Origin of the sequence: Mangrovibacterium diazotrophicum (assembly GCF_003610535.1) — a bacterium.
Classification (GTDB): Bacteria; Bacteroidota; Bacteroidia; order Bacteroidales; family Prolixibacteraceae; genus Mangrovibacterium; species Mangrovibacterium diazotrophicum.
Window position 1 is genome coordinate 1,398,601 of record NZ_RAPN01000001.1, and the last position, 19,286, is coordinate 1,417,886.

A 19,286-nucleotide genomic window follows, 5' to 3' on the forward strand; every position below is an offset into this window, starting at 1 on the left:
ATGCTCGGAATCGTACTTATTAATTACAAGAATGAGGAGGAAATTATCCACTACATCCAACACGAACTGTCCGGTATTGAGTTACCTCACAATATTGTGATCGTTGACAACAGCTGTGATGAAAGTAGCATTTCAAAACTGGAGTCAGAACTAACGATTCGCGAAATTAGTAACGGAATTGATAAAAGTTCGAATTTATTTCTGATTGATGCAAAAGGAAACTTGGGATATGCCAGGGCTAATAACCTTGGAGCTCAGTTTTTAAAGGACAACTTCGAATGCAAATACATTTTGTTTTCAAATTCTGACATTCACTTCGATAAAAAAGATGTGCTTTCCCCGTTAATCGAAAAATTGGGGTTGAATGACCGCATATCTGCGATCAACCCAATGATCATTGATGAAAATTTTAACTATCAAAGCCCCATGATTGAAATATCGATTTGGAAGCTCTATATATCTCGCTTCTTGTTTTACCCAATTACACGAAAGATATCCCCGATAGTAAATAATGCCCCCGAAGGCGAATATGGCAGATTAATGGGATGCTTTCTTTTGGTTAGGGCGTGTGATTTTTTCGAAGTTGATATGTTTGATAACAACACATTCCTTTATGGTGAGGAACTGATTTTGAGCGAAAAATTTAGAAAAATAGGAAAAGTAAGTTACTATTTACCTACTTGTAAAATATATCATCAACAAAGTTCGACGATAAAAAACTTCTTGTCAGAAAAGAAACAAATTGCGATGATGGCTAAAAGTGAGTTTTACTTTTACAAAAAGTATAAAAACGTAAATCAACTAACCGTACTTCTAGCCAGTTTCTCGATGATTGTATATTTGTATTTCTATCTGCCTTTAAAACTATTCTTGAGGTATTTAAAAAATGAATTTTAGCGAATATCCTTTATATAAGCCGGCTAAAGCATTGGTTCTTTTATTTGCGAGTTTTGCTATAATAAGTTATATCTATGCGATCATTACTGGTACATACAACGGTGACTTCATTGGTTTTCCTGTTCACCTCTCGAATTTCCTATTATCAATCAACCTAATTATCAGCCTAATACCATTTTCATTTATCTGGTATATCTATAAAAAATTCAAGAAGAAGAAAGTAAACAAAACTATACCTATAAACTTGAAGTTTATAGAAGCCTTGTTTTATCTCTTTTTTATTTGGCAATTATTCATGATTTTGCTTTTTAAAGTTGGGAAAATGGGTAGTGATGTTTATACCGCGCCTCCTTTTTTAACGCCATTAATCCAAATCACAAACCGAATATCTTTAACGTTTTTGTATGCTGTATTATCACTGTCGTCAAAAAATAACATCAAATATATTTTCATCACCTTTTTGATGATTCTTCTGAGTCTCAGTAAAGCAAGCTTAGGCGGGTTCCTCTTCATTTCGTTAGTCGCATTAATAAAATACTATGATCTGTTCATAAATTTTGCGAAGAAAAACAAATTAGCTGTATTTCTAATTTTCCTAATATTCCCATTTTTCGTTGAGACCGCTTATCAGATTCGTAGTAACTTAAGAGGCACCGGTTTTGACGCCGAAAATAGAAACTTAATGACAGGTGTATTGGTTGGACGTTTATCCAGTTTCCCTAATTCAGCTCAACTATTTGAACAGCCTGGTATCTTTTTGATTGGTCTAAAAGACATCGAACCCTTTTATTTTCAGAAACAAGCATTTGGCGGACTCATTAGTGGTAAATTTCTTCCTAACAAGACTCCCGAAAATATGTTGATTGAAAGTAAGGTGGGTGGGAAAGTATCAAATAGCTCTTATATGACTGGAACTCAAGGAAATCTAATTCTATCTTTCCTAAAATCACCGTCCATATTTTTACTTAATCTCTTGTCCATAGTATTCCTTCTGGTATTAACGTTTAAAACAGTACGATTACTTAAAATTCAAGCAGCAAATGAGATATCCCTACTAATCGCAATATATCCGGTAATGAGTGGAGTCGCAAATGAATATGCTGCCCTATTTTTCACACCATTCTTAATTGGTTTACTATGCCTAATTGTCAATGCGATTGCAAAGCTACAAACGCGAAATATGTAAATCGAATAAGATAAAACAAACGAAATGATTACATTAATCGATTCCTTTCGACACGGCGAAGAGCATGCTCCCTTTAATGCTGCATTTATTGAGGTCATCTCTGAATGCTTTAAAACCGAAGAAATTAAGATCTTTTCCCAGAAAGACCACCTTTCGGCAATCGAAAATATCCAAAAACAGAACAAAGCTAACGAATCAAACAGAAGCTATTGTGAGGTGAAAGGGATAGACAGTAAAACAGGTACATCCAGTCTATTCTTATCATATTTCATTGCAACAATTCAGGATCTGAAACTACTACTAAAGAGTCGCTCTAAAAGCTTCTTCTTCACTACAGTAAATCCGCTGTCATTACCTTTCGTCAAACTATTGACTATTCTTTCCAAGAAAAAAGTATGTGTTGTAATTCATGGAGAATTAGAGTATTTAAATCGTGAAAATGAAAGATCTTTGAAACTCCAAACTCGTTTATTACGCAAATGGTATCGTTTTTTTTTCTGGAAATTCTTGTCGAAAAATTTCTATTACATTTTATTGGGAACCAGCATTAAGGCTAATTTAGAATCACTGGCTCCTGCTCATTTTGCAAAAGCTAACTTTTTAACAATCGATCATCCATACTTTTACAACAATAGAGAGAATACCTTATCATTTTCCAACCCGGTAAGACTGGGAACAGTGGGGCATGCTGCTGTTGTTAAAGGATCGCACAAAATTTTTGAGTTGGCTAAACTAAAGGAGAAGGAAATACTCGCAAACAGCTTTGAATTAAAAATCATCGGACATGTTTCACCCGGCATGCGCGAATTTCAAAATAATCTGGTGGAGACACCCGAAAATAAAGAATTTCTGTCAAGGAACGAATATGAACAAAAAATAATGGCGCTTCACTACATTATTTTCTTCTATCCTTCGTCCATGTATGAATACATTGCCAGCGGTGCCTTTTTTGACGCTATAAAATTTGAAAAACCAATTATTGCCTTAAGAAATAGTTTCTTTGAAAGTTACTTCGAAAAGTATGGTAACCTTGGATTCCTGGCGAAAAACCTGACCGAGATTAGTGACTACCTTCAAAAGGTAGATTCAACCATTTACAACGAACAACTTAGCAATCTTAAAAAAGCGAAACAGGATTTATCCATCAAAAAAATATCTGAACGATTTAAAACTCAGCTGGAAAATAGTTTTTGAAATTAGCCACTTTGCAAATTGAATTGAAAAGAACAGATGAAGAAGAATAGAACTTCCCGAATATTATTTTTCTGTCCGCTACCTCCCCCTATCGGAGGACAAGCTCTGATATCGGAGATTGTTTATATGCTAATTAAACCATCCATATTGATTAACACCAATATGAAAAATAAGTACCTGGATAATTTAAGAGCAATTGCCCAGGTGTTATATTATTTCTTATTCTACAAAATTGATTTAGTATACTTTACCTGTACCAGAAGTAAGGTTGGTGCCGTAAAGGATATCATTCTGCTTTTACTCTGCCGATTAAGAAAGGTAAAAGTGATTAATCATTTACACGGGAATGAAATAATGGATTTGTTTGATAATAGCTTATTTTCAAAAATTATTCTTTATGCCTACCGGCAAATAGACACCACAATTTTCGTTACAAACAGGCAACAAGAGTTGATGCCATCTTCTCTAACGGAAATGAAAAAGTGTGTGATTCCCAACTGCTACGACCCTGTACTGGAAAGTGTAAAACGTCGCATACCAGAAACTGTTGGCGAAATAAACATTTTATTTGTCTCTTTTTTAATGAAGAGTAAAGGTATTCTCGTGGCGTTAGATGTATTTGAACTCATTGCCAATGAATATAGCGACGTTTCATTTCATATAGCGGGCGAACCGCTCGGCGACGAATACATGGCAACCGCTGTAATAAAAGAAGCATTTGAGAAGAGGCTTGAAGTCCTAAAACAAGCATGCCCAGGCAGGTTTATCTACCACGGAGTTGTAAAAGGACAGGAAAAAATAAAACTCTTCGAGAGCTGCGACATATTTCTATTCCCAACCTTCTTCAAAACAGAGTCCTTTGGTTTAGTCAATATCGAAGCGATGAGAACCGGAAATGTCGTCGTAACAACAAATCATAACTTTTTACCTGACATCGTTACGAAAGAAGAAGGTATATTAGTAGAGCCTCAAAATACGGAAGAAACTTATAAGGCGGTCAAACATCTAATCGACAATCCCGAATTGATGCGGGCAATCCAACGTCACAATATGGAACATGCCCAAAATAAATACTCTCCGTCTGCCTTTGAGAGGCGAATTATTGATTTATTTGAAAGCTTTAACCACAATTGAGTCGGTTGATCACCGTTGACTCGAAATGAATAAGTATGGGAACCGAAAAAATTCTTATCACAGGAGCTTCCGGATTTATAGGCTCTAATCTATCAAAATATTACTCCTCTAAAGGTAATAATGTCTTAAATATCGATTTCAAATCACCAGCTGATGCAATAAGTGGAGAAATTGCCTGGAAGAATGCGGATATTACCAATATTGAGCAACTAACTCAAATAATTACTGAATTTCAGCCAGATTACATTCTCCACTTCGCGGCCAGAACAGATTTGGGAGGAAAGACACTGGAAGACTATAACGCCAATACCACTGGTACGGAGAACCTAATCCTGGCAGCCAGAGAGGCCAAAAATTTGAAACGAATCATATTTACCTCTTCCATGTTGGTTTGTGGTCCCGGTCATATCCCCAAACACCCGTTAGAATATGCCCCAACCACTGTTTACGGTGAGAGCAAGGTTGAGATGGAAAAAATCATTCGTAAATACAACCATCCCTATTCTTGGGCAATTGTAAGGCCAACTTCTATTTGGGGGCCTGGTTTTGGCGTACCCTACCGGGATTTCTTTGATCTGGTAATTAAGCATTCTTATTTCCACATCGGCAACAAAGCAAGTACAAAAACATATGGTTACATCGGCAATGTTATTTACCAAGTTGACTCGATATTAAATGCCCCCAAAGAGGATATTCACGAACAAGTGTTTTATCTGGGTGATTATGAACCGACAAACATTCAGATTTGGGCCAATGAAATAGCAGAACAACTTCAATATCAAATCAAAACTATCCCTTATCCCTTGGTAAAATGTGCTGCATTTGCCGGTGACTTTTTAAAACTGGTGGGACTCCCATTTCCAATGTCATCCTTCAGACTAAAGAATATGACAACTAAAAATATTGTGGATTTATCGAATATGAAGCACATTGCTCCCAATCTTCCCTTTAACAGAATTGAGGGAATCAGACAAACGTTAAACTGGTTAAAAAACAACTAATGAAAATCTCCCTCATAACAGCTACCTACAACAGCTACCCAGCCATAAATGATTGTATCGCTAGCATCGCCAATCAAACAGCAAAACCGGAACACCTGGTTATCGATGGCGGTAGTAACGATAAAACACTCGAAACAGTTAAAACAGCCAAAATTATTGCAAAATATATATCGGAGCCAGACAAAGGAATCTATGATGCCTTGAACAAAGGTATTCAAATGGCCAGTGGGGACATTATAGGCGTACTGCATTCAGACGATTTGCTGGCATCAGATACCATTCTGGAAAAAATAGCCCTGACTTTTGAGGAAACCGGTGCAGATGTGCTATATGGCGATTTAGTTTATGTCGACAAAGAAGATACTTCAAAAGTTATCCGTTTCTGGAAGAGCCAGCCATTTAAAACGGAATTATTGAAACGCGGCTGGATGCCCGCTCACCCTACCGTTTTTGCAAAACGTGAAGTTTACCAAAAGCACGGGCTGTTTGACTTGTCCTTTAAAATTGCAGCCGATTACGATCTAATGCTTCGAATTTTTAAAGATTCAAGCTTAAAATATACATATCTGCCTGAAGTCATTACTCGTATGCGGGTTGGTGGCGCTAGTAATAAGAGCGTTAGTAATATTATTCAAAAATCGAAGGAAGATTACAGAGCCATGAAAAAAAACGGACTAGGCTTTCCCGCTTGGACTCTATTCTGTAAAAACTTATCGAAGATTCCACAGTTTTTTAAGCGATAACACAAATTTAAAAGTTACCCTATCAATTTGCATAAAATATCGTTAGTCTGAAAAACTTGTTTCATGATGAAAATGCTAATTTTCAATGTAATATTTTGAATCTTTACAACTAAATACATGTCGTTTCTACTCAACATCATAACTTGTGAGTCGAGTTTATATAGAATAATTAAATTACAATGAATGAAAACAATCCTCATTACCGGCGGCGCCGGATTCATTGGTTCACATGTGGTGCGCCTGTTTGTCAATAAGTACCCTGACTATCAAATCGTCAATCTTGATAAATTGACTTATGCCGGTAACCTGGCGAATTTAAAAGACATCGAAGACAAGCCGAATTACGAGTTTGTAAAAGCTGACATTGTTGACAGCGGCAAAATAATGAGCTTATTTCAACAGTACCAGTTTGATGGCGTGATTCACCTGGCTGCTGAATCGCATGTCGACCGCTCGATTGCCAACCCAACCGAATTTGTGTTTACCAATGTGATCGGTACGGTGAACTTGCTGAATGCGGCGAAAGAAATCTGGAAAGACAATTCGGAGGATAAACTTTTCTATCACATTTCAACCGACGAGGTCTACGGTTCGTTGGGGGCAGAAGGGATGTTTACCGAAACCACGAAATATGATCCTCACAGTCCGTACTCGGCATCCAAAGCCAGTTCCGATCATTTTGTTCGCGCCTATTGCGATACCTTTGGATTACCCGCGCTGGTGTCGAACTGTTCCAACAACTACGGATCGTACCAGTTTCCGGAGAAGTTAATTCCGCTTTTCATCAACAATATTCGTTACAACAAGCCGCTGCCGGTTTACGGCAAGGGCGAAAACATCCGCGACTGGTTGTGGGTCGAGGATCATGCCCGCGCGATTGATGTGATTTTCCACAGCGGGAAAATCGGAGAAACTTACAACATCGGTGGTCACAATGAGTGGACCAATATCAGCCTGATTAAACTGATGTGCTCGATTATGGACCGTAAACTGGGACGCGAAGCTGGCGAATCGGAAAAACTGATCACCTACGTGAAAGACCGCGCCGGTCACGACCTGCGTTATGCCATCGATTCAACCAAATTACAAAAGGAACTGGGATGGGTTCCAAGTCTTCAATTTGAAGAAGGACTGGAGAAAACCATCGATTGGTACCTGACCAACGAAGAATGGATGCTGAATATCACCAGCGGTGATTATCAGCTCTATTACGAAGAACAATACGAGAAACGTTAAAAAGATGTTGAAGAAATATTGAATTGTTGATGTGTTTAATCGTTGAAAAAAATCAACTCTATTCAGCAGTTCAACTTCTTTCAACAGTTAAACAATTCAGCATTCTTTCAACAGTTCAACAATCTTTCAACAGTTCAACAATCCAACATATGAAAGGAATCATACTAGCCGGCGGATCCGGCACACGCCTATACCCGATCACCAAAGGCATCTCGAAACAGTTATTGCCGATCTACGATAAACCGATGATCTATTACCCGCTGTCGGTTTTAATGTTAGCAGGTATTCGCGATATACTCATCATATCGACTCCCGAAGATCTTCCCAACTTCGAAAAGCTATTGGGAAGCGGCAAAGAACTCGGACTAAACTTCAATTACAAAGTGCAACCCAGTCCTGATGGGTTGGCTCAGGCCTTTACCTTAGGAGCCGAATTCATCGGTGATGACGATGTTTGCATGGTTCTTGGAGATAACATCTTCTACGGTCATGGGTTTACAGACTTACTCAAAGAAGCACGTAAAAATGTGGAAGTCGAGAAGAAACCAACAGTATTCGGATACTATGTGAACGATCCGGAACGCTATGGTGTTGCCACTTTCGACGAAAAAGGCAACGTAACTTCAATTGAAGAAAAGCCTGCCAAACCGGCTTCGAATTACGCGGTAATTGGCTTGTATTTCTATACCAATGACGTGGTTAAAGTGGCTTCAGAAATCCAGCCTTCTCCTCGTGGCGAATACGAAATTACGACAGTTAATCAACACTATCTGTCTGAAGGACGATTGAAAGTAGAATTGATGGGCCGTGGTTATGCCTGGCTTGACACCGGTACTCATAAATCGTTCCTGGATGCAAGTACCTTCATCGAAACTGTCGAAAGCCGCCAGGGCCTGAAAATTGCCTGCATCGAAGAAATTGCCTATAAAATGGGCTACATCAACAAAGAGCAACTGCTCCAACTGGCGGAACCGTTAAAGAAAAACGACTACGGTCAATATTTGATTAAGCTGGCGAAATAGAGACATAGAACGAGGTAGAGCGTTACTGCAATATTCCTCTTCGAATAAATGCCATTGCGAACGTAGTGAAGCAATCTCTTTTTAGCTTCGATGAAAATATTGCTTCGTCGTTACTCCTCGCAATGACGAATATATAATGGAGAGTGATAACTCGCTTCACTCGCGAACTACAATTAATTAGCGTACTAAAACGAAAAAAATGAACATCATCCCAACCAATATACCCGATGTCTTAATCTTCGAACCAAAAGTCTTCGGGGATTCGAGAGGTTATTTTTTTGAGTCATTCAGACAAGACGTATTTCAAAAAGCAGTCGGTAAAATCCATTTTGTGCAGGATAACCAATCGAAATCGTCCTATGGTGTTTTACGGGGCTTACATTTTCAACGCCCTCCTTTCACGCAATCAAAACTGGTACGTTGCATGGAAGGCGAAGTTTTGGACGTAGCTGTTGATATTCGGGTTGGTTCACCAACTTACGGTGAGCACGCAGCCGTTCGACTTTCGGCTGAAAACCAGCGGCAGTTATGGGTCCCACAGGGATTTGCACACGGCTTTGTGGTATTAAGCGATACTGCTGTTTTCGCCTACAAATGTGATAACTACTACGCTCCGGAATACGACGGCGGCTTATTGTGGAATGATTCCGAACTTGGAATCGACTGGCTGGTACCAGCTGATGAAATTCGATTATCAGACAAAGATCAGAAACAACCCGTATTTAGCTCAATCAAACATTTCAACTACGACGATTTTAAACAAGAAAAAGTTTATCCAAAGATTGGGTAATTTATTGAAAGGTGTTGAATTATTGAACTGGTTGCTGCTTTCGGCTTGGAACTTAAAACTTGGAATTTGAAACGGTTCAATCTTTTGCGTAGGAATTCAACGAGCTGAGAGCGATTTAACGAATCAACACTTCAACGTCTTTCCATAAAGATATTATCAAATCACTTCTATCCGGATCATAGGAGCCTTTCATCCGGATAGTTTTTCTATTTTTGCGCCAAAACAAATTTAATGTCCGAATATATCGCTGCAAGCATTGCTTTCCTGATCCCGCTCATTGCTGTTTATATTGTTCAGCCATCGGTCGCAAAAGTAGCCCTTGCCAAAAACTTTATTGCAGAGCCCGAAGACAAACTACCAGGCATTCCCTTGTTAAGTTTGGGCGGTGTCTCCATGTTTATCGGGATCAATCTTTCGATTGCCTTGATTAGCAACCGTACAGGCTTCGTTAGCATGCACGACTTACTTGCAGCTCTTATCGTTTTGTTCTTCAGCGGCTTCCTGATGGATACAAATCTGGCTTTCCGATACTTCCGTTTCGCCGTAAAAATGCTTGCTGCAATTTTGGTTGTTGTTCGTTTTCACGAAGGTCCACAGCCTCTATTTTCGATGCTCCCCACATGGATGGATGTTATTCTGCAAATAGGATTTATCGTCGTTTTTATGTTCGCTTTTCATCGCCTAACCAAAGCCAGAAAAACCCTTTTTCTACTTTTGGGATTAGTGAATGCAATTGGGCTTGGCCTTTACTTCGGTACAACAGCTAATGTTCAATATTGGGCAATTCTGGCTTTTAGTTTGGCTGGCAGCCTTGCCGGTATATTAAGCTACAGCCGTTATGCGCTATACCGCCAAAAACCGCTTCCCCTGATTGGACATACAGGTATTTATATATCGGCTTTGATCCTGGCCACACTATGGCTAAACGTCTTGTTTTTGAATCCGATTTTTTAATAAAAGAAAAGCGGCAACATTAATAAGTAATGTGATTTATCTTGTTCAAAAGATACACATCCTTCTTCTTATTTATGTTTCAGGACGGCTTCGTTTAATCTCCATTCTTCAGACCTGCTCCATCGCTCCATCGACAAAAAAAGCTTTCAAAAAAAACAGTTCAATCGTAAATATTTTGTAAAATAATTGCGATCTTCGAACTGCCCTGTGTATCATTGAGAGTAGAGAAGAAAAAAAGCCATGAAAAGAACCTTACCGTTCCTTTTTGTCTTGTCGTTATTTTCATTGACTGCTTTTTCGCAACTCAGCGAAGTTTCGGTTAGTGCGACAACATTAGGAAAAAAAGGAAGTGAAGTGCCGTTCTGGTTTACACACAACCAATTCGGGAAATACGAGCAACAAGTCAGAAGTCAATTTCAAACAGAAGTCGATTATTCCGGCATTTATCCAATCGACCAGAATTTCAATGTTGTAACTGGCGTTGATTGCGCAGTTTCATACGATGCTTATTCAAGCCGTTTTATGATTATTCAAGGCTACGCCGGCCTATCCAATCGCCTTGCAATATTTCGTATCGGGGCATTTGCCAACGACATTGAATTTGACAACCTATCGACGTCAAACGGTGATATTGTGAGTTCAGTCAATTACAGACCAATTCCAAAGATTAGCCTGACCAGCAACGACTTTATACCCTCACCTGTTTGGAAGAAATATTTCTCTTTCAAATTCGCTTACGAAGAAGGTTTTCTTGAAAACGACCGCTATATCCGCAACGCGATGCTTCATCACGACCAGCTGTACATCAGATACCGAGCTTCACAAAAGTTAACCGTAACAGCCGGTGTCAACCGCTACATTTTTTGGGGAGGTACACAACCCGATGGAGAGCAACTCCCAAGCGACTTTAAAAGCTATGTTCGTTATTTAACTGGTCGCAGTGGTGACAGCCAGTTTTTGCAGACCGACCGGGATAACGTTGCCGGAAACCAGCTGGGTAGTTATTTACTAAGCCTGAGACATTCATTTAAAGCTTGGGACGCTGAATTCCGCATGACACATCCCTTTGAAGATCACTCCGGAATGGAATTCGACAATTGGCGGGATAACCTGATCACCTTGTTCATCAACCGAAAAAAGAAAGGGCGTCCTGTTGATGCTCTTCTGTTCGAATTTATGTACACCAAGGACCAAAGTGGAGATCGACACCAATTAACCGGCCCCAGATCCCAACGCATGCGAGGACTGGATAATTACTTCAACCATGGTGTTTATAAAAGTGGTTTCGTGTACAAAGATTACAGCATGGGAACGCCTTTATTTACACCAATTATCTATCCGATGAGTTCGGGAAAAGGCTTTGCCAATAACCGGGTGGTTGCCTGGCATGTTGGGGCTAACGGGTACATTCTAGCCAACCTAAGTTGGAGAACGTTGATAACCTACACACGAAATTTTGGAACCTATTCTCGCCGGCTTGAACCCTACCGCTACCAATGGTATACAATGGGTGAATTGAACTGGTTGATTCCGGAACAAAAATTTACGATCACCGGTTTGGCTGGAATTGATTACGGAGATCTAAGCGGAAAAAAACTCGGACTTGGACTAACTTTAAAGAAAGATTTCTAGAACAAATATTCAGATTACCGGACATCGGATCACCAGTTTTTCAGATGTTGAATCAACAAAAACTAACGAAAGGTACTTGAAGGCTGTAGAAAAAAGATAGTACACTAGCCGGGCAACCCGAATTTGAAAAAAACGATCATGCCCTCAATGCAAAAGATAACTTCGCGCCTCTGCGTCTTTGCGTCTTTGCGTGATAGACTTTCAACAAAAAGACGTTAGATCAAAGCTGTCGAACCTCCGATCTAACGTCTAATATCTCGTGATCAAATGATCGTTTATTTTGCTTCTTGCAGCAGGAACTTTTTGAACGTTTCAAACTCCTTGTCCATCGGGACAGAAAGCTTTTCACCTTTCATAAACTCCGCCAATTTCTCAGGTAGTGCAACATTGCCTTTTCCAATAATCGACTCAACTGTCTCTGTGAATTTTGCGGGGTGTGCTGTCTCCAGGAAGACACCAACTTCACCTTCCGCCAAATCTGTTGCTAACGCTTTATAAGCGCAGGCACCATGCGGATCAAGCAAATATTGCTTTTCTGTGAATACATTAAACAAAACCTCACGAATTTCGTCGTCGCTGTACCGGAATCCCTTCATCACTGACGAAATTACTTCGTGTGAATGATCGTATAGATCCAGAATACGGGCAAAGTTACTCGGATCACCGACATCCATCGCGTTGGCAATGGTTGCTACCGACGCACGAGGCTCGTATTTGCCGGTTTGCAAATATTTGTAGACAATATCGTTTTCGTTGTTGGCAGCGATGAAACGCTTCACCGGCAAGCCCATTTTTTGAGCGAATAAACCAGCTGTCAAGTTACCAAAGTTACCGCTAGGCACCGCGATCACCAATTCATCCTGCAAGCCCTTCTCCTTCAATCTCGCGTAAGCGTTGAAATAATAAAACGCTTGTGGCAGGAAACGAGCGACGTTGATGGAGTTGGCGGAAGTCAGGGTCAAGTTGCTTTTCAATTCTTCGTCAAGGAAAGCCGTTTTCACCAAACGCTGGCAATCGTCGAATGTTCCGGCAATTTCGATCGCCGTAATATTCTGCCCCAGCGTGGTAAATTGTTTTTCCTGGATTTCGCTCACCAAACCTTTCGGATAAAGTACATAAACATGAATGCCTTCGACGCCGAGGAAACCGTTCGCCACGGCACTTCCGGTATCGCCTGATGTCGCAACCAACACATTCACATGCTCGCTGTTTCCTTTCAAAAAGTAGCTCAGCAAACGCGCCATAAAACGGCCACCTACGTCTTTAAAAGCCAGCGTCGGCCCGTGGAAAAGCTCCAGCGAGTAGATGTTGTCCTGAACCGGCACAACCGGGCAATCAAACTGCAAGGTGTCGAAAACCAGCTCTTTCAAATCTGCTTCGGGGATGTCTTCTCCGAAGAAAGCTTTCGCCACTTCGAAGGCGATTTCCTGAAACGACAACTGATTGATCTTTTCAAAGAAAGATGCAGGAAGCGGGTTGATACGCTCCGGCATAAAAAGGCCTTTATCATCCGCCAATCCTTTAGTTACCGCTTCTTTCAGCGATACCTTCGGAACAGATTTATTGGTACTGTAGTATTGCATGTTAGTTTCAAGTTTCAAGTTTTAAGTTTCAAGTCCGTTCCAGCGACATTTGAGTCAACTTTTGCTTCAGACCTCGAAACTACAAACTGAGTTTTATTAATAATTAATCAATAATCACTAATCCTTCAAAAGCGCTTCCATGAACTCAGGTCCGTGCAGCAAACCATAGCTTCCTTTTTTCACGGTGAACTCATCGTAAGCTTCCACTTCATCAGCCACATTGCCGGGCTTGTAAATGATGAAAGGAACCGGATCTTTCGTGTGAACGGTTGTCGCGCAAGGTGTCGGGTGATCCGGTAAGACGGCAATTGCCACCGGCTCGTCCATCTTGGCTGTTTCTTCAACCAGGTATTTCACTACCCGGTGATCCAAATATTCAATGGTTTTCGTTTTCAATTCAACATCACCTTCATGACCGGCTTCGTCGCTGGCCTCAATGTGCAGGTAAACCAAATCACATTCTTTCAGCGCGTCGATCGTTGCCTGTGCTTTTCCTTCGTAGTTGGTATCGTACAAGCCTGTTGCACCTTCAACGTGAATGACCTTCATACCGGCGTAAACACCAATTCCCTGGATCAAATCCACTGCTGAAATCACAGCTGATTTTTCAACGCCATACATTTCTTTTAATGTCGGCATTTCCGGTTTGTAACCGGGCGACCAGGGCCAAATACTATTGGCAACATCCTTACCGGCAGCTTTCCGCTTTTGGTTAACCGGATGTTCCGGGAGAATTTCCATCGATTTCAGAATTAGCTCATTCAGCAATTCTGCAGTCGCTTTGGCTCCTTCTTCTTTTGCTTTTGGTAAATAGTCCTTCCAGGGTTTGCCCGGAACATCGTGCGGAGGTGTACAAGCCATTTGCTTCTTCCCTCCTTTTATCACCAACAAGTGACGATAAGAAACTCCTTTGTGGAAAATCACGCGCTCGCTTCCCAACTTCTCATTCAGGAAGTCGATCAACTCGTGCGCTTCTTCGTTGGAAATGTGTCCTGCCGAGTGGTTTTTAATGTTCTCTCCAGCCAGGCAAATCAGGTTACAACGCAGTGCCAAATCTCCGGGCTCCAACACAACGCCCATGCTTGCTGCTTCCAGCGTTCCGCGACCTTCAAACACTTTCGGAACATCGTAGCCCAAAACGGCCATGTTCGCGATTTCGCTACCCGGGTGCATTCCTTCAGGAACGGTTTGCAACAGACCTGTTCTTCCCAACTTTGCCAACCGGTCGATTTCCGGTATGTCGGCCATTTGCAGCGGTGTTTTTCCTCCGTAATTTTCCAATGGCTCATCAGCCATGCCGTCTCCTAAAACGATTATATATTTCATGGTAAAAATCCCAATTATTTAAATTTCAAACTCCAAATAGTCTTGAGTCCTGAGATCTGAGTTTTAACCGAAAGCCTAAATATTCAGTTCTCTCCACTCGCCTCTCGTTACTCACGACTCACGTCTCCCCTATATATTTGATACCCGAATGATGTCGGCAAATACGCCAGCAGCAGTAACCGCAGCTCCGGCACCATATCCTTTAATGATCATCGGGAACTCGTTGTAACGCTCGCTGGTAAACATCACCAGGTTGTTACTTCCCTGCAGATCGAAAAACGGATGGCCTTGCGCGACTTCCTGCAAACCAACTTCCGAATGTCCATTTTCGTACTTGGCAACAAAACGCCAGCACTTGTTCTCGGCTTCCAATACCTGGCGACGCTTCTCAAAATCAGCATCGACCTTGGAAATGTTAGCCCAGAAATCGTCGATCGATCCATTGAAGTATTCATCCGGGATGAAGGTATTGATCTTCACATCCTCCTTTTCAATTTTATAACCCGACTCACGAACCAGGATCAACAACTTGCGGACCACGTCAATACCGCTCAGGTCAATGCGAGGATCCGGTTCCGAATATCCTTGCTCTTTCGCCAACTGGATTGTTTTGCTCAACGGAACATCTGCAGCAATCGTGTTGAAAATGAAGTTCAATGTTCCCGAGAGAACAGCTTCAATTTTCAAAATTTTGTCGCCCGAGTTGACCAAATCATTCAGGGTATTGATGATTGGCAAACCAGCACCAACATTCGTTTCAAAAAGGAATTTCACGCCTTTTTTCTGAGCGATGCTTTTCAGCTTTTTATAATTGTCGTAGTCAGACGAAGCAGCCACTTTATTAGCCGTTACAATCGACACGTTGGCATTCAGTAAGTCGGCATAAACGATCGGAGAATCGTTGGAAGCCGTACAGTCTACAAAAACCGAGTTGTAAATATTCATATCGATGATGGCGTCCTTGTAAGCCGGCAAACCGGAAGACAAGCCTTCAGCATCCAGTCGCTCCTTAAATCCTTCGATCGAGATACCTTCGCGATCCAACAGCATTTTCCGGGAGTTGGCGACACCAACTAATTTTATTTTCAGGTGATTTTGCTTCAACAGTTTTTCCTGTTGTTGCTGAATTTGATTCAACAGGTTTCCACCCACCAAACCAATTCCCAACAAGAAGACATTGACTTCCACATTTTCAGACAGGAAGAACGACTCGTGTACCACGTTCAAAGTCTTGCGCAGATCGCTGTTTTTCACAACCCACGAAATATTCAACTCGGATGCTCCCTGAGCAATGGCGATAATGTTAACACCATTTTTACCGATGGTATTGAACAGTTTCCCGGCGATACCGGTCGAGTGTTTCATGTTTTCGCCAACGATCGCAACGATAGACAAGTCGCTTTCAACTTCAACTTTATTGATTCTTCCGTTCTGAATTTCACGCTCGAACTCAGCACGAATGGCATGCTCGGCCACCCCGGCTTTCGCAGTATCAACAGCAATCGAGATTGAGTTCTCGGATGATGCCTGAGAAATCAGAATGACGTTGATGTTTTGCAAAGCCAACGCGCTAAAGAGACGCATCGAAATACCGGTCACACCAACCATCCCCAATCCCTGAACAGTGATCAGGCTGATGTTGGAAATTGACGAAATCCCCTTGATAGGATGATCCTTCCCATTTGCCTGGCTACTGGTAATCAACGACCCGGGAGCCTGCGGATTCATCGTATTTTTAATATAAGTCGGAATGCCTTTCTTGTAAACCGGCAATATTGTCGGCGGATAAATTACCTTGGCACCAAAGTGCGACAACTCCATTGCTTCGGCATAGCTCAACGATTCAATCACGTAAGCTTTGCTGATCACGCGTGGATCTGCCGTCATAAAGCCATCCACATCGGTCCAGATTTCCAGCACCGAAACGTCCAGCGCTGCCGCGTAGATAGCCGCCGTGTAATCCGAGCCACCGCGCCCAAGCGTTGTGTACTCGCCTTCGGCATTACTGGCGACGAAACCGGGGGCAATGCAAACACCTTTAAATTCGCCCAGTGCAGCCTTTATCAATGTATTTGTCAGGCTGAAATTGACCTGAGCTTTGCCGTAGTTGCTATCAGTTTTTATAAGTTTTGAAGAATCTATCCAACTGGCTTCTTCAATAAATTCGCTGATGATGTAAGAAGAAAGACGCTCGCCAAATCCACCGATTTTATCGAGGGTTTTATCTGTCAGCTCGCCGATCATGGAAACTCCGATTATCACACGTTCCAGCTCGTCAAGCAGCTGGCTGACTTGTTCCTTCACTTCTTCTTTGCGTTCGCCTTCGAAGAGCTGCTCAACAACTGCCTCGTGACGTTCGCGAATGGCCGTGAGTTCCGTGTTGAAATAATCCGTTCCGAGGATCGCCATTTTGGCTGCATTCAAGATCTTGTCCGTGATTCCGCCTAAAGCAGAAACCACCACGACCGCATCGTCGCTCTGACTCTTTACAATCTCCTTTACCTTTCGGATATTCTCGGCACTTCCCACCGAAGTACCGCCAAATTTCAACACTTTCATTTTAGGCATCAATTAATAAGATTTATTCAAAAAATAGCCGCTTTTCTGAAGTTTGTTACCCGCGCATTCGCAGCATTTTTGAATACCAATTTCTTCAGCTCAAAACCTGACAATGATCAGGTATTTCAACAAGCGGCAAAAATATGCTTATTTATTATTACTTTCTAATTATTAGCTCCAAAATTCAACTTTGCAACCATTGTTTAACTTCAATTTGAAAGAAACTCGCGATTCTTTTTTAATGGTTTTCTTTTACTGAAATTCCATTTTTCAACCTTTTAAAAAATGAAAAAGCAATGATTGACCGATGAACCTGAAGGCTAAAGTTTCACGCAAAAAAAATCCGGATAAGCAGTACGCCTTCCGGATTTTATACTGCACAGAAATATCGTTAACTCACGGTCGTCGTGCCCATGGTTACAGATTCAACAATTTTACCTTCGAGCTCTTGCGCCAACTCGACATTGTCTTTCAACAATGTACGAACCGACTCGCGCCCTTGTCCCAATTTTGTTTCTCCGTAACTAAACCACGAACCGCTCTTTTTAATCACATTGTAGGTTACACCCAAATCGATGATTTCACCGGTTTTGGAAATACCTTCGCCATACATGATATCAAATTCAGCTTTACGGAACGGAGGTGCCACTTTGTTTTTCACCACTTTCACACGAACGTTGTTACCCATCACTTCTTCGCCATCTTTAATCTGGCCGATACGACGGATATCCAAACGAACCGAAGCATAAAACTTCAGCGCGTTACCACCGGTTGTAGTTTCGGGGTTACCGAACATGACACCAATCTTCTCGCGCAACTGGTTGATGAAAATACAGCAGGTTTTTGTTTTGTTAATGTTGGCAGTCAGTTTACGCAACGCCTGCGACATCAAACGTGCCTGCAAACCCATTTTCGAGTCACCCATATCGCCTTCAATCTCCGCTTTCGGAGTCAAAGCAGCTACAGAGTCAATCACAACGATATCCACTGCACCCGAACGAATCAGGTTGTCTGCAATTTCCAAAGCCTGCTCTCCGTTGTCGGGCTGCGAAATCAGCAATTCGTCAGTATCCACGCCCAATTTTTTGGCATAATATGGGTCGAAGGCGTGCTCTGCATCAATGATCGCAGCAATACCTCCTGCCTTTTGAGCTTCAGCAATGGCATGAATAGCCAAGGTTGTTTTACCAGACGATTCAGGTCCGTAAATTTCAATAATACGGCCTTTCGGAAAACCACCAACGCCCAACGCAATGTCAAGCCCGATAGAACCTGTTGAGATAGAAGGAACCTCTTCGGCAACTCTATCGCCCATTTTCATGATGGCGCCTTTACCGTAACTTTTTTCAATTTTATCCATGGTCAGCTGAAGGGCTTTCAGCTTTTCCTTATTCACATTATTTTGTTCTTCTTTTGCCATAGCTTACTTTAAATCTAAAGCTTTGATTATTTGATCTGTATGCTCTTTCGTTTTTACTTTTTCGAAAACTTCGCTGATAACTCCGTTTTCATCTATCACATAAGTGGTACGCAAAACGCCCATGTATTTCTTGCCGTACATATTTTTCTCACCCCAGGCACCGTAAGCCTTCAGAATCTCTTGCTCGGTGTCTGCAATCAGGTTGAATGTCAAACTGTATTTATCAGCAAATTTTTTGTGCGAAGAAACGCCATCCGGACTTACACCAACCACCTCATAGCCTTGTTTCAACCAGTATTCGTAGTTGTCGCTCAAATTACACGATTCAGCAGTACAACCAGGTGTGCTGTCCTTGGGATAAAAGTATAAAATTAACCTCTTCCCTTTGAAATCTTTTAAAGAAATTGTTTCACCGTTTTGATTCAATCCACTGAAATCAGGAGCCTGATCTCCTTTGTTTAATAAAGCCATAACTCTTTATTGTTTAATTACACAAATATACTTGAATAAATCCGAAATGCAGGAGTTTAACGAACAATAAATCAGAATTAACTGGCAGTCAAATTGTTTCATTTTTACTCCTCATAAAATGTATTCGAACTACCTGAT

Annotated in this window: 16 protein-coding genes; 11 read left to right on the plus strand and 5 right to left on the minus strand. The window is 41.3% G+C overall.

Features of this window, described 5'->3' with window-relative positions; translation table 11 throughout:
* The 11 genes from BC643_RS05530 to BC643_RS05580 all read left to right on the plus strand — a co-directional run bounded on the left by BC643_RS05530 (position 1) and on the right by BC643_RS05580 (position 11,789).
* A complete protein-coding gene (locus BC643_RS05530) occupies positions 1-897 on the plus strand; it encodes a glycosyltransferase (protein ID WP_120272147.1) in 897 nt (298 codons plus the stop codon).
* Positions 887-2,083 (plus strand): oligosaccharide repeat unit polymerase, encoded by a 1,197-nt coding sequence (gene wzy / locus BC643_RS05535; RefSeq protein WP_120272148.1) that lies wholly within the window; start codon positions 887-889, stop codon positions 2,081-2,083. Before BC643_RS05530 ends, wzy begins: the two co-directional genes overlap by 11 nt.
* A gap of 24 nt (positions 2,084-2,107) precedes the next feature.
* Positions 2,108-3,277: a glycosyltransferase gene (locus BC643_RS05540; protein WP_120272149.1), complete on the plus strand. Its 1,170-nt coding sequence runs from the start codon at positions 2,108-2,110 to the stop codon at positions 3,275-3,277.
* A 162-nt stretch (positions 3,278-3,439) separates the two neighbouring features.
* Entirely contained in the window at positions 3,440-4,411 is a 972-nt protein-coding gene (locus BC643_RS05545; RefSeq protein WP_170154465.1) for a glycosyltransferase family 4 protein, read from the plus strand.
* Between the two features lie 35 nt (positions 4,412-4,446).
* A complete protein-coding gene (locus BC643_RS05550) occupies positions 4,447-5,412 on the plus strand; it encodes an NAD-dependent epimerase/dehydratase family protein (RefSeq protein ID WP_120272151.1) in 966 nt (321 codons plus the stop codon).
* Positions 5,412-6,155 (plus strand): glycosyltransferase family 2 protein, encoded by a 744-nt coding sequence (locus BC643_RS05555; protein ID WP_120272152.1) that lies wholly within the window; start codon positions 5,412-5,414, stop codon positions 6,153-6,155. Before BC643_RS05550 ends, BC643_RS05555 begins: the two co-directional genes overlap by 1 nt.
* Positions 6,156-6,338: 183 nt before the next feature.
* A complete protein-coding gene (gene rfbB, locus BC643_RS05560) occupies positions 6,339-7,391 on the plus strand; it encodes a dTDP-glucose 4,6-dehydratase (RefSeq protein ID WP_120272153.1) in 1,053 nt (350 codons plus the stop codon).
* A 149-nt stretch (positions 7,392-7,540) separates the two neighbouring features.
* Positions 7,541-8,413, plus strand: a complete 873-nt coding sequence (gene rfbA / locus BC643_RS05565; RefSeq protein WP_120274162.1) for a glucose-1-phosphate thymidylyltransferase RfbA — start codon at positions 7,541-7,543, stop codon at positions 8,411-8,413.
* Positions 8,414-8,612: 199 nt separating this feature from the next.
* Entirely contained in the window at positions 8,613-9,203 is a 591-nt protein-coding gene (rfbC, locus tag BC643_RS05570; RefSeq protein WP_120272154.1) for a dTDP-4-dehydrorhamnose 3,5-epimerase, read from the plus strand.
* A 231-nt stretch (positions 9,204-9,434) separates the two neighbouring features.
* Positions 9,435-10,157 carry an MraY family glycosyltransferase gene (locus tag BC643_RS05575; RefSeq protein ID WP_120272155.1) on the plus strand — a complete coding sequence of 241 codons (723 nt, stop codon included), beginning with the start codon at positions 9,435-9,437 and terminating at the stop codon, positions 10,155-10,157.
* Positions 10,158-10,397: 240 nt separating this feature from the next.
* Positions 10,398-11,789: a capsule assembly Wzi family protein gene (locus BC643_RS05580; RefSeq protein ID WP_120272156.1), complete on the plus strand. Its 1,392-nt coding sequence runs from the start codon at positions 10,398-10,400 to the stop codon at positions 11,787-11,789.
* 275 nt (positions 11,790-12,064) lie between these two features.
* Here the strand turns inward: BC643_RS05580 and thrC are convergent, their stop codons facing one another.
* The 5 genes from thrC to bcp all read right to left on the minus strand — a co-directional run bounded on the left by thrC (position 12,065) and on the right by bcp (position 19,148).
* A complete protein-coding gene (thrC, locus tag BC643_RS05585; protein WP_120272157.1) occupies positions 12,065-13,372 on the minus strand; it encodes a threonine synthase in 1,308 nt (435 codons plus the stop codon).
* A gap of 117 nt (positions 13,373-13,489) precedes the next feature.
* Positions 13,490-14,698 carry a cofactor-independent phosphoglycerate mutase gene (locus BC643_RS05590; protein WP_120272158.1) on the minus strand — a complete coding sequence of 403 codons (1,209 nt, stop codon included), beginning with the start codon at positions 14,696-14,698 and terminating at the stop codon, positions 13,490-13,492.
* A 129-nt stretch (positions 14,699-14,827) separates the two neighbouring features.
* Positions 14,828-17,266 carry a bifunctional aspartate kinase/homoserine dehydrogenase I gene (thrA, locus tag BC643_RS05595; protein ID WP_245994866.1) on the minus strand — a complete coding sequence of 813 codons (2,439 nt, stop codon included), beginning with the start codon at positions 17,264-17,266 and terminating at the stop codon, positions 14,828-14,830.
* 382 nt (positions 17,267-17,648) lie between these two features.
* Positions 17,649-18,677: a recombinase RecA gene (gene recA, locus BC643_RS05600; RefSeq protein ID WP_120272160.1), complete on the minus strand. Its 1,029-nt coding sequence runs from the start codon at positions 18,675-18,677 to the stop codon at positions 17,649-17,651.
* A 3-nt stretch (positions 18,678-18,680) separates the two neighbouring features.
* A complete protein-coding gene (bcp, locus tag BC643_RS05605) occupies positions 18,681-19,148 on the minus strand; it encodes a thioredoxin-dependent thiol peroxidase (RefSeq protein ID WP_120272161.1) in 468 nt (155 codons plus the stop codon).
* Positions 19,149-19,286: the final 138 nt, after the last annotated feature.

What these genes read in the sequence shown, in the direction of transcription:
- BC643_RS05545 (WP_170154465.1), top strand. Translation starts at nt 3,440, where the DNA reads ATGAAAAATAAGTACCTGGATAATTTAAGAGCAATTGCCCAGGTGTTA.
- bcp (WP_120272161.1), bottom strand. Translation starts at nt 19,148, where the DNA reads ATGGCTTTATTAAACAAAGGAGATCAGGCTCCTGATTTCAGTGGATTG.
- BC643_RS05575 (WP_120272155.1), top strand. Translation starts at nt 9,435, where the DNA reads ATGTCCGAATATATCGCTGCAAGCATTGCTTTCCTGATCCCGCTCATT.
- rfbC (WP_120272154.1), top strand. Translation starts at nt 8,613, where the DNA reads ATGAACATCATCCCAACCAATATACCCGATGTCTTAATCTTCGAACCA.
- thrC (WP_120272157.1), bottom strand. Translation starts at nt 13,372, where the DNA reads ATGCAATACTACAGTACCAATAAATCTGTTCCGAAGGTATCGCTGAAA.
- BC643_RS05540 (WP_120272149.1), top strand. Translation starts at nt 2,108, where the DNA reads ATGATTACATTAATCGATTCCTTTCGACACGGCGAAGAGCATGCTCCC.
- BC643_RS05580 (WP_120272156.1), top strand. Translation starts at nt 10,398, where the DNA reads ATGAAAAGAACCTTACCGTTCCTTTTTGTCTTGTCGTTATTTTCATTG.
- BC643_RS05555 (WP_120272152.1), top strand. Translation starts at nt 5,412, where the DNA reads ATGAAAATCTCCCTCATAACAGCTACCTACAACAGCTACCCAGCCATA.
- rfbA (WP_120274162.1), top strand. Translation starts at nt 7,541, where the DNA reads ATGAAAGGAATCATACTAGCCGGCGGATCCGGCACACGCCTATACCCG.
- BC643_RS05530 (WP_120272147.1), top strand. Translation starts at nt 1, where the DNA reads ATGCTCGGAATCGTACTTATTAATTACAAGAATGAGGAGGAAATTATC.
- BC643_RS05590 (WP_120272158.1), bottom strand. Translation starts at nt 14,698, where the DNA reads ATGAAATATATAATCGTTTTAGGAGACGGCATGGCTGATGAGCCATTG.
- rfbB (WP_120272153.1), top strand. Translation starts at nt 6,339, where the DNA reads ATGAAAACAATCCTCATTACCGGCGGCGCCGGATTCATTGGTTCACAT.
- wzy (WP_120272148.1), top strand. Translation starts at nt 887, where the DNA reads ATGAATTTTAGCGAATATCCTTTATATAAGCCGGCTAAAGCATTGGTT.
- BC643_RS05550 (WP_120272151.1), top strand. Translation starts at nt 4,447, where the DNA reads ATGGGAACCGAAAAAATTCTTATCACAGGAGCTTCCGGATTTATAGGC.
- recA (WP_120272160.1), bottom strand. Translation starts at nt 18,677, where the DNA reads ATGGCAAAAGAAGAACAAAATAATGTGAATAAGGAAAAGCTGAAAGCC.
- thrA (WP_245994866.1), bottom strand. Translation starts at nt 17,266, where the DNA reads ATGCCTAAAATGAAAGTGTTGAAATTTGGCGGTACTTCGGTGGGAAGT.